2 protein-coding genes are annotated in these 12,278 nt (G+C 75.7%); both read left to right on the top strand.

All coding sequences use genetic code 11. The features are described from left to right. Positions 1 to 2,637 (top strand): SDR family NAD(P)-dependent oxidoreductase (locus ACP4IX_RS35610; protein ID WP_426558719.1); only part of this gene is annotated, 2,637 nt, incomplete at its 5' end. A 66-nt stretch (positions 2,638 to 2,703) separates the two neighbouring features. Then, positions 2,704 to 12,278, top strand: a 9,575-nt coding sequence (locus tag ACP4IX_RS35605; protein WP_426558721.1) for a type I polyketide synthase, incomplete at its 3' end; no start/stop codon positions are given.

Raw genomic sequence — 12,278 nt, 5'->3', positions numbered from 1 at the left:
GGGAAGCTGCTGGCGCCGATCACCCCGGGTGAGGCGCAGGTGCCGTTCCTGTCGACGGTGACCGGCGAGTGGGTGTCCGGGCCAGAACTGGACGGCGGTTACTGGTTCCGCAACCTTCGCCAGACCGTCGAACTGGAGCAGGCGGTCCGAACCCTGCTGGCGCAGGGCTTCGGGGTGTTCGTGGAGTCCAGCCCGCACCCGGTTCTCACCGTCGGTGTGCAGGAGACCGTCGAGGACACCGGCCGTGACGCCGCCGTCCTGGGTTCCCTGCGCCGCGATGAAGGTGGTCTGGAGCGGTTCTGGCTCTCCCTGGGCGAGGCCTACGTCCACGGTGCGTCGGTGGACTGGCAGGCGGTGTTCGCCGGGACCGGTGCGCAGCGCGTGGACCTGCCCACCTACGCCTTCCAGTCGCAGCGGTTCTGGCCCGAGATCGCCCCGGCGCCCGCCCCCGAGGCGCCCGTGGAGAACGGGATCGACGCCCGCTTCTGGGAGGCCGTCGAACGCGAGGACATCGAGACGATCACCTCTGAGCTCTCCGTCGACGCCGATCAGCCGCTGACCGCGCTCCTTCCGGCGCTGTCCTCGTGGCGCCGGCAGAGCCGCGAGCAGTCGACCGTCGACGGCTGGCGCTACCGCGTGACGTGGAAGCCGGTGCCCGAGCCGGCTGTCGCCCGCCTCACCGGGACGTGGCTGCTGGCCGTCCCTCACACGCTCACCGGCCCGGACGGGCAGTGGGCCGCCGCCGTCGAGCGCACGCTCACCGACCGCGGGGCGCAGGTGCGCACCGTGCGGGTGGAGCACGGCACGGCCGACCGCGAGCGGCTGGCGGCGGCGCTTCAGGCCGTACTCGACGGCACCGCGCCCGGCGGCGTCCTCTCCCTCCTCGCCCTCGGCGGAACCGACGCGCTGCTGAGCGAGCACCCAGGAGTGCTCGCAACCGCCGCCCTGGTCCAGGCACTCGGTGACGCCGAGGTAGCCGCGCCTCTGTGGTGCGTCACCCGGGGCGCGGTCGCCACCGGCCGCTCCGAGGCGGTGACCGATCCCGCCCAGGCACTGGTCTGGGGCTTCGGCCGGACGGCCGCCCTGGAGCACCCCGACCGCTGGGGAGGTCTCGTCGACCTGCCCGGCACGGACACGGCGGACGACCGTGCGCTCACCCGCCTCGCCGGCCTGCTGGCAGGGGACGGCGCGGAAGACCAGGTCGCGGTCCGGGCCTCCGGCGTCTTCGTGCGCCGGCTGGCCCACGCGCCCGGCGCCGGCGCGCCCGCAGGAAAGGCCTGGAACCCCCACGGCACGGTGCTGGTCACCGGCGGCACGGGCGCGCTCGGCGGGCACGTCGCGCGCTGGCTCGCGGGCAACGGCGCCGAGCACCTGGTGCTGGTGAGCCGCCGGGGCATCGAGGCACCGGGCGCCGCCGAGCTGCGCGACGAACTGACCGCGCTGGGCGCCGAGGTGACCGTGGCGGCCTGCGACGTCGCCGACCGCGACGCCCTCGCCGCGCTCCTCGGCACCGTCCCCGCGAACCGGCCCCTGACCGCCGTCGTCCACACCGCCGGTGTGCTCGACGACGGTGTCATCGACGCGCTCACGCCCGAGCGGTTCGCGACCGTCCTCGCCCCCAAGGCGGAGGCGGCGCTCGCCCTGCACGAACTCACCCGGGACCTGGACCTGTCCGCGTTCGTGCTCTTCTCCGGGGTCGCCGGCGCGCTCGGCGACGGCGGGCAGGGCAACTACGCGGCGGCCAACGCCTATCTGGACGCCCTCGCGGAGCAGCGGCACGCCGAGGGGCTTGCCGCGACGTCCGTGGCATGGGGCCGGTGGGGCGACAGCGGACTGGCGGCGGGCGGCTCGATCGGCGAGCGCCTCGACCGCGGCGGCGTGCCCGCGATGGCGCCCCGCTCCGCGATCCGCGCGCTCCAGCAGGCCCTCGACCTGGGCGACGTGACCGTCGCCGTCGCCGACATCCAGTGGGAGCGGTTCGCCCCCGGCCACACCGCCGTGCGGCCGAGCCCTTTCCTGGCCGACCTGCCCGCGGTGCGGCGGCTGGCGGAGGCGTCCCGGTCCGGGCGGGCGGACGGCGATCCGGCCGGTGCCGGCCTCTCCCCGGCGGAGGCGCTGCGCCGCCGCCTGGAGGTCATGCCCCGGGCCGAACAGGGCCTGGCCGTCGCGGAGCTGGTCCGTACCCACGCGGCGGCGGCCCTCGGCCACCAGAACACGGACGAGGTCGGCGCGCAGCGCGCGTTCAAGGAACTCGGCTTCGACTCCCTCATCGCGCTGGAACTGCGCAACCGGCTGAACGCCGCGACCGGACTGCGGCTCCCGGCCACCCTCGTCTTCGACCACCCGAACCCGGCCGCCCTGGCCGACTTCCTGCTCGGCGAGATCGTCCCGGACGGCGGCACCGGCGCCGCCCCCGGCATCGCGGAACTCGAGAAGCTGGAGTCCGCCCTGTCCGTGCTCGACCCGGACAGCGCGGACACCCCGACCCGTACCGGCATCGCGCTGCGTCTGCAGGCCCTCCTGGCGAGATGGGGTGAACCGCACACCGATTCCCGTGGCGAGGCCGTCACCGAAAAGCTCCAAGAGGCCACGCCCGACGAGCTCTTCGCCTTCATCGACAAGGAGCTCGGAATTTAAGCAGACGGACAGCAGGCAGCAGCACAGCGGCGCGAAGGTGTGACGAGAAGCATGGGTGAGGTTCCAATGGCAGACCAGGACAAGATCCTCGGCTATCTGAAGCGGGTGACGGCCGATCTGCACCAGACCCGGCAGCGGCTCCGCGAGGTCGAGTCGGCGGAGCCGGAGCCGATCGCGATCGTCGGCATGAGCTGCAGGTTCCCCGGCGGCATCACGACGCCGGAGGGCCTGTGGGACCTGGTCGCCCAGGGCCGCGACGCCATCACCCACTTCCCGTCCGACCGCGGCTGGGACATGGACTCGCTGTACGACGCCGACCCCGACCAGGAAGGCACCAGCTACACCCGCGAGGGCGGATTCCTCGACGGCGTCGGGGAGTTCGACGCCGCCTTCTTCGGGATCAGCCCTCGCGAGACCCTCGGCATGGACCCCCAGCAGCGGCTGCTGCTGGAGACGGCCTGGGAGACCTTCGAGCGGGCCGGGGTCGACCCGGGCACCCTGCGCGGCAGCAAGGCCGGTGTGTTCGTCGGCACCAACGGCCAGGACTATCCCGAGATGCTGCACGACGTCCCCAAGGGCGTCGAGGGATACCTGATGACCGGCAACGCCGCCAGCGTCATCTCCGGCCGCCTGTCCTACACCTTCGGTCTCGAGGGCCCCGCGGTCACCGTCGACACCGCCTGCTCCGCCTCGCTCGTCGCCCTGCACCTGGCCGTCCAGGCGCTGCGAAACGACGAGTGCACGATCGCCCTCGCGGGCGGCGTCACCGTCATGTCGAGTCCTCGCGCCTTCATCCAGTTCAGCCGGCAGCGCGGGCTCGCCCCCGACGGCCGCTGCAAGCCCTTCGCCGACGGCGCCGACGGCACGGGCTGGGGCGAGGGCGTCGGCATGCTGCTCGTCGAGCGCCTGTCGGACGCCCGCCGCAACGGCCACCCGGTGCTCGCGGTCGTCCGCGGCTCCGCCGTCAACCAGGACGGCGCCAGCAACGGCCTCACGGCCCCCAACGGCCCGTCCCAGCAGCGCGTCATCCGCCAGGCGCTGACCGACGCCGGGCTCAGCCCCGCGCAGGTCGACGTCGTCGAGGCGCACGGCACCGGCACCACCCTCGGCGACCCCATCGAGGCCCAGGCGATCCTCGCCACCTACGGCCAGAACCGTCCCGACGGGCGTCCGCTGTGGCTGGGCTCGGTCAAGTCCAACATTGGTCACACGCAGGCCGCCGCCGGTGTCGCGGGCATCATCAAGATGGTGCAGGCGATCCGGCACGGCGTCCTGCCCAAGTCGCTGCACATCGACGAGCCCTCCACCACTGTCGACTGGACCTCCGGCGACGTCGCGCTGCTCACCGAGTCGGTGCCGTGGCCCGAGACCGGGCAGCTGCGCCGCGCCGGCATCTCCTCGTTCGGCGTCAGCGGCACCAACGCCCACACCGTCATCGAGGAGGCCCCGCGAGCCGACGAGCCGCAGGAGCCCGCGGCCGAGGACGCCGCCCCCGCGGCCGACGCCGTGCAGGGCGCCGAGGGCGCGGTGCCGCTGCTGCTGTCCGGCCACGGCGAGACCGCCCTGCGCGCCCAGGCGGAGCGACTCGCCACCCACCTGCGCACCCACCCCGAGCTGGCCACCGACGCCGCGGGCCTGACCGACCTCGGCTTCTCGCTCGCCACGAGCCGCGCGGCCCTGGACCGCCGGGCCGTGCTGTTCGCCGCCGACCGCGGCGCCCTGCTCGCCGGCCTCGACCGGCTCGCCGACCCCACCGGCGCCGAGCGGCCCGCGGAAGCCGTCCTCGGCACGGCGGGCGAGGGCAAGACCGCGTTCCTCTTCACCGGCCAGGGCAGCCAGCGCCCCGGCATGGGCCGCGAACTGTACGCGACCCACCCGGGCTTCGCCCGCGCCCTGGACGAGGTCCGCGACGCACTCGACCCGCACCTCGACATCCCCCTGTACGACGTGCTGTTCGCGCCGCAGGACACCCCGCGCGCCGCCCTGCTGGACCAGACCGCCTACGCGCAGACCACGCTGTTCGCCGTCGAGGTCGCCCTGTTCCGCCAGCTCGAACAGTGGGGCGTCACCCCCGACTTCCTCATCGGCCACTCCATCGGCGAACTGGCCGCCGCCCACGTGTCCGGCGTCCTCGCCCTGCCCGACGCGGCCCGCCTGGTCGCGGCCCGCGGCCGGCTGATGCAGGCACTGCCCACCGGCGGCGCCATGATCGCCGTCGAGGCCACAGAGGAGGAAGTGGCGCCGCTGCTCACCGGCCGGGTCGGCATCGCCGCCGTCAACGGCCCGCGCTCCGTCGTCGTCTCCGGCGAGGAGGACGCCGCCGAGGCGGTCGCCGCCGAACTGCGCGCCCAGGGCCGCAGGACCAAGCGCCTGACGGTCAGCCACGCCTTCCACTCCCCGCTGATGGACGGCATGCTGGAGGCATTCCGCGAGGTCGCCGGGACCGTCGGCTACCGGCCGCCCGTCATCCCGATCGTCTCCAACCTCACCGGCGCCTCCGCCACCGCCGACGAGATCGGCTCCGCCGACTACTGGGTCCGCCACGTCCGCGAGGCCGTCCGTTTCCACGACGGCGTGCGCCGGCTGGCCGCGCAGGGCGTCACCGCCTTCGTCGAGGTCGGCCCCGGGGGAGTGCTGACCGCCCTCGCCCAGGAGTGCGTCGACGACCAGGACGCCGCCTTCATCCCCGTGCTGCGCGCCGGCCGCGCCGAACCGGCCGCCCTCGCCGGCGCCGTCGCGCAGGCCCACGTCCACGGTGTCGCCGTCGACTGGCGGACCGTGTTCGCCGGGCGCGGGGCCACCCGCGTGGACCTTCCCACGTACGCCTTCCAGCGCGAGCTGTTCTGGCCCGAGCAGCCCACGGCCTGGGCGGGCGACGTCACCGCCGTCGGCATCGGCTCCGCCGACCACCCGCTGCTGGGCGCGGCCATCGCCCTGGCCGGCGGCGACGGCCACCTGTTCACCGGCCGCCTCTCGCTCGCCACGCACCCCTGGCTCGCCGACCACACGGTGATGGACACCGTGCTGCTGCCCGGCACCGCCATGGTGGAACTCGCCCTGCAGGCCGGCGACCACACCGGCTGCCCCCTGCTGGACGAACTCACCCTGGAGGCGCCGCTGGCGCTGCCCCCGCACGGCGGAGTGCAGATCCAGCTCGCCGTCGGCGCGCCGGACAGCGAGGGACGCCGCGCGCTGACCCTGCACTCGCGTCCCGAGGACGCCGCCGACGACACCTGGGGCGAGGGCGCCTGGATCCGCCACGCCACCGGTGTCCTCGCCCCCGCCGCGCCGGGCGTCACCGCGCCCGCCGCCGACCTCGCCAACTGGCCGCCCGCGGGCGCCGACGAGGTCGTCGTCGACGGCCTGTACGACTACCTGACGGAGTCCGGCTTCGCCTACGGTCCCGTCTTCCAGGGGCTGACCGCCGCGTGGCAGCGCGGCGACGAGGTGTTCGCCGAGGTCCGCCTGCCGCAGCCGGCGCACGCCGAGGCCGGCCTGTTCGGTGTGCACCCCGCGCTCCTCGACGCCGCCCTGCACGCCGTCGGCATCGGCTCGCTCCTGGAGGACACCGAGCACGGCAGGCTCCCGTTCTCCTGGAGCGGTGTCGCCCTGCACGCCGTCGGCGCCCGCGCCCTGCGGGTACGGCTCGCGCCCGCGGGCAACGACACCGTCTCGGTCGCCCTCGCCGACGAGACCGGCGCCCCCGTCGCCTTGGTGGACGGGCTGCTGCTGCGGCCGGTCTCGCCCGAGCAGGTGCACGCCGCGCGCATGGCCTTCCACGAGTCGCTGTTCCGCGTCGAGTGGACGGGTCTGCCCGTCCCCGCAGCCACCACCGTCGCCGCCGGCCAGTGGGCCGTGCTGGGCGGGGCGGGCGGCGTGTTCACGACCGCGCTGCCCACCGCCGCCGTCCATGCCGACCTCGACGCGCTCGGCGCCGCCCTGGCGTCCGGCGGGCCCGTCCCGCAGGCCGTCGTCGTGCCCTTCGGCGGCGCCGAACCGACCGTGCTCGACGCCGAACTGCCGGGCGCCGTCCGCACCGCCCTGCACGACGCCCTCGCGCTCGCCCAGGCCTGGCTCGCCGACGACCGCTTCGCCGCCTCCCGCCTGGTGTTCGTCACCCGCGGCGCCGTCGCCACCACCGCCGGCGCCGACGTCGCCGACCTCGTCCACGCCCCACTGTGGGGCATGCTGCGCTCCGCCCAGTCCGAGCACCCCGACCGCTTCGTCCTGGCCGACCTGGACGACCGCGAGGAGTCCCTGCGGACCCTGCCCGGCGCGCTCGCGCTCGCCACCGCCGAACCCCAGCTCGCCGTCCGTGACGGCAAGGTCCTCGTGCCCCGCTTGACGCGGGCCGCCGCCACGCCGGAGCAGCAGGCGCCCGCCCTCGACCCGGACGGCACCGCCCTCGTCACCGGCGCCACCGGCACCCTCGGCGGCCTTGTCGCCCGCCACCTCGTGGCCCGGCACGGCATACGCCACCTGCTGCTGACCAGCCGCCGCGGCGAAGCCGCCGCCGGCGCCGCCGCACTCCTCGCCGACCTGCGCGCCCTGGGCGCCGAGGTGACGCTGGCCGCCTGCGACGCCGCCGACCGCGACGCGCTGGCCGCGCTGCTGGCGACCGTACCCGCCGACCGGCCCCTGACCGCCGTCGTGCACACCGCGGGCGTCCTCGACGACGGCATCCTCGAAGCGCTCACCCCCGAGCGCGTCGACCGCGTCCTGCCCGCCAAGGTCGACGCCGCCGTGCACCTGCACGAGCTGACCCGCGACAGCGACCTCGCCGCGTTCGTCCTGTTCTCCGCCGCCGCGGGCACCCTCGGCGGCCCCGGCCAGGCCAACTACGCCGCCGCCAACGCCTTCCTCGACGCGCTCGCCCACCGCCGCCACGCCGAGGGGCTGCCCGCCACCGCGCTCGCCTGGGGCCTGTGGGCCGAACGCAGCGGCATGACCGCCGACCTCGCCGACACCGACGTGGAGCGGATCTCCCGCGCCGGCGTGGCCGCGCTCTCCTCCGAGCAGGGTCTGGCGCTGCTCGACACCGCCCGCGCCGTCGGCGGGCCCACCGCCGTCCCCATGCACCTGGACCTGGCATCCCTGCGCCAGGCCGACGCGAGCATGGTGCCCGCCCTGCTGCGCGGCCTGGTCCGCCCCGCGGCCCGCCGCGCCGCCGACACCGCCGAGGCCGCCCCGGCCGGCGGGCTCGCCGGCCGGCTCCTGCCGCTGACCCCCGCCGAACGCGACCGCCTCCTGCTGGACACCGTCCGCGTCCAGGTCGCCGCCGTCCTCGGCTTCCCCGGCCCGGAGGCCGTCGACCCGGCACGCGCCTTCAAGGAACTCGGCTTCGACTCGCTGACCGCCGTCGAACTGCGCAACCGCCTCGGCTCGGCGACCGGCGTGCGCCTGCCCGCCACGCTCGTCTTCGACTACCCCACCCCGAACGCGCTCGTCGCGTTCCTGCGCACCGAACTCCTCGGCGACGACGCCGACTCCGTCCCGGTCGCGGCCGTCACCACCGCCACCGCGACCGACGACGAGCCGATCGCCATCGTCGGCATGAGCTGCCGCTATCCGGGCGGTGTCACCACCCCCGACGAGCTGTGGCAGCTCGTCGCCGGCTCGGTCGACGCCATCACCCCGTTCCCCACCGACCGCGGCTGGAACCTCGCCGCGCTCTACGACGCCGACCCCGGACGGGCGGGCACCAGCTACACCCGCGAGGGCGGCTTCCTCCACGACGCCGCCGACTTCGACCCGGACTTCTTCGGCATCAACCCGCGCGAAGCCCTCGCCATGGACCCGCACCAGCGGCTGCTGCTGGAGACGTCCTGGGAGGCCTTCGAGCGCGCCGGCATCGACCCCACGTCGATGCGCGGCAGCCGCACCGGCGTCTACGCCGGCGTCATGTACCACGACTACCTGACCCGACTGGCCGCCCTGCCCGAAGGCCTGGAGGGCTACCTCGGCACCGGCACCGCGGGCAGCGTCGCCTCCGGCCGCGTCTCCTACACCCTCGGCCTGGAGGGCCCGGCCGTCACCGTCGACACCGCCTGCTCGTCCTCGCTGGTCGCCCTGCACCTGGCCGTCCAGGCGCTGCGCAGCGGCGAGTGCGACATGGCGCTGGCCGGCGGTGTCACGGTCATGTCGACCCCCGACACCTTCATCGACTTCAGCCGCCAGCGCGGCCTGTCCACCAACGGCCGCTGCAAGTCCTTCTCCGCCGACGCAGACGGCACCGGCTGGGCCGAGGGCGCCGGCATGGTCCTCGTCGAACGGCTCTCCGACGCCCGCCGCAACGGCCACCGCGTCCTCGCCGTCGTCCGCGGCACCGCCGTCAACCAGGACGGCGCCAGCAACGGCCTCACCGCGCCCAACGGGCCCTCGCAGCAGCGCGTCATCCGCGCCGCACTGGACGGCGCCGGTCTGACGACCGCCGACGTCGACGCCGTCGAGGCGCACGGCACCGGCACGACGCTGGGCGACCCGATCGAGGCGCAGGCCCTGCTCGCCACCTACGGCCAGGGCCGCGCCGCGGACCAGCCGCTGCGCCTGGGCTCCATCAAGTCCAACATCGGCCACACCCAGGCCGCCGCCGGCGCGGCCGGCATCATCAAAATGGTCCTCGCGATGCGGCACGGCGTCCTGCCGCAGTCCCTGCACATCGGTGAGCCGTCCCCGCACATCGACTGGTCCGCCGGCGCCGTCTCCCTGCTGACGGAGGCCGAGCCCTGGCCGGCCACGGACCGCCCCCGCCGCGCGGGCATCTCCTCCTTCGGCGTGAGCGGCACCAACGCGCACGTCATCATCGAGGAGCCCCCCGCCGACACGGCGCACGACACCACCCGTCCCGTCCCGGCGGCCGGCGACGACACGGCCGTCCCCGCGACCGTCCCGCTGCCCTTCGTGCTGTCCGGCCGGACCCCCGCCGCGCTGCGCGCCCAGGCCGGCCGGCTCGCTGCCCACCTCGCCGACCGGCCCGACGAGGCCCCCGCCGACGTGGCGCTGTCGCTGGCCACCACCCGCACCGCCCTGGACCGCAGGGCCGCCGTCGTCGCCCACGACCGCGACGGGCTGCTGGCCGGCCTCGCCGCGCTCGCCGGGGACCAGGACGGCCCTCACGTTGTCCGGCACACCGTCGCCGACGGCAGGACCGCGATCCTGTTCACCGGACAGGGCAGCCAGCGCCCCGGCATGGGCCGCGAACTGCACGACACCTACGCCGTGTTCGCCGCCGCGCTGGACGCGGTGTGCGAGGAGTTCGCCCCGTACCTCGAACACCCGCTGAAGGACGTGCTGTTCGCGTCCGACGGCGACGACCTCGACCGCACCGCCTACACCCAGCCCACCCTGTTCGCCCTGGAGACCGCCCTCTACCGGCTCGTCGAGTCCTGGGGCGTCCGCCCCGACTACGTCGCCGGCCACTCCATCGGCGAGATCACCGCGGCCCACGTCGCCGGTGTCCTCACCCTCCCCGACGCGGCCCGGCTCGTCGCCGCCCGCGGCCGGCTCATGCAGGCCCTCCCCGAGGGCGGCGCCATGATCGCCCTGGCCGCCGCCGAGGACGAGGTGCTGCCGCTGCTGGCCGCCCACGAGGACCGGATCGGCATCGCCGCCGTCAACGCCGCCGACGCCGTCGTCATCTCCGGCGAGGAGACCCTCGCCCTGGAGATCGCCGCCGAGTTCGAGCGCCGCGGCCGCCGCACCCGGCGCCTGACCGTCAGCCACGCCTTCCACTCCCCGCTCATGGACGGCATGCTCGACGACTTCCGCGAGGTCGCCGAGTCCCTCACCTACCACCGGGCGACCATCCCCGTCGTCACGAACCTCACCGGGCGGCTCGCCGGCGACGAACTGCGCACCGCCGGCCACTGGGTCGCGCACGTCCGCGAGGCCGTCCGCTTCCTCGACGGCATCCGCACCCTGGACGCCGAACACGTCACCACCTACCTCGAACTCGGCCCGCAGGGCGTGCTGTCCGGCCTCGGCCGCGACTGCCTCCCCGAGACCGCCGACCCCGCCGACGCCCCCGTCTTCCTGCCGGCCCTGCGCCGCGACCGCGGCGAGGCCGAGGCCCTGACCACCGCCCTGGCCGCCGCCCACACCCGCGGCGTCTCCGTCGACTGGGCCGCCTACTTCACCGGCATCGGCACCGGCGCCCGCCGCACCGACCTGCCCACCTACGCCTTCCAGCGGGAACGGTTCTGGCTGGAGACCCCCGCCGGATTCGTCGGCGACGTCGAGTCCGCCGGTCTGGGCGCCGCCCACCACCCGCTGCTCGGCGCCGCCGTCGCCCTCGCCGACGGCGAAGGGTTCCTGCTCACCGGCCGGCTCTCCCTCGACACCCACCCCTGGCTCGCCGACCACGCCGTCATGGGCTCCGTCCTCCTGCCCGGCACCGCCTTCGTCGAACTCGCCGTCCGGGCGGGCGACCAGGCCGGCTGCGACCTGCTGGAAGAGCTCACCCTCGAAGCCCCCCTCGTCCTCGCGCCCGGCGCCGTCGTCCGCATCCAGATCGCCGTCGGCGCCCCCGACGCGACCGGCCGCCGCGCCCTGGACGTGTGGTCCACCGACCACGACGCCCCCGCGGACGAGCCGTGGACCCGGCACGCCACCGGCGTGCTCGCCGACGGAGCACCCGCCCCCGCCTTCGACCTCGGCGAATGGCCGCCGCCGGGCGCCGAGGCCGTCGGCGTGGACGGCCTGTACGAGCACATCGGCCAAGGCGGATTCGCCTACGGCCCGCTCTTCCAGGGCCTGCGCGCCGCATGGCTGTCCGGCGACGACGTCTACGCCGAAGTCGCCCTGCCCGACGACCGGCAGGGCGAGGCCGCCCGCTTCGGCCTCCACCCGGCACTGCTCGACGCCGCCCTGCACGGCACCTTCGTCCAGCCCGCCCCCGACGGCGACCGCCCCGGCCGGCTGCCCTTCTCCTGGCAGCAGGTGTCCCTGCACGCCGCCGGCGCCTCCGCACTGCGCGTCCACCTCACCAGCAGCGGCGAGGACACCCTCTCCCTGCACCTCGCCGACACCACCGGCGCCCCCGTCGCCACCGTCGGCAGCCTCATGGTGCGGCCCGTCTCCGCCGACCGCATCGGCAGCGCCCACCCCGCCCACCACGAGTCCTTGTACCGCATCGACTGGGCCACCCTGCCCCTGCCCGCCGACGCCCCCGCCGTCACCGCGCCGTGGGCCTGCGTCGGGCCGGACGCGCTGGACGTCCCCGGCGTCGACACCACCGCGCACAGCGGCCTCGACGCCCTCACCGCCGCCCTCGAGACGGCCGGCGCCCCCGCGCCCGCGTACGTCCTCGCCCACCTCGCCCGCGACGCGTCCCCTGGTGCCGCCGCCCTCGCCGGCAGCGTGCACACCGCCGTGCACCAGGCACTCGCCCTGGTCAAGGACTGGCTCGCCGACGACCGGCTCGCCGCCTCCCGCCTGGTGCTCGTCACCCGGGGCGCCGTCGCCACCCAGAGCGACTGGGACGTGGCCGACCTGGCCCACGCACCCGTGTGGGGCCTGGTCCGCACCGCGCAGTCGGAGCACCCCGTCCGGTTCGTCCTCGTCGATCTCGACGGCGACCCTGCCTCCGTCCGGGCGCTCCCCGCGGCCCTCGCCACCGGCGAACCCCAGCTCGCGATCCGCCG

This window comes from Streptomyces sp. WG5 (assembly GCF_049974565.1).
Taxonomy (GTDB): domain Bacteria; phylum Actinomycetota; class Actinomycetes; order Streptomycetales; family Streptomycetaceae; genus Streptomyces.
The sequence above is the reverse complement of the archived record's forward strand: the minus strand, read 5'-3'. Positions and strand labels throughout refer to the sequence as shown.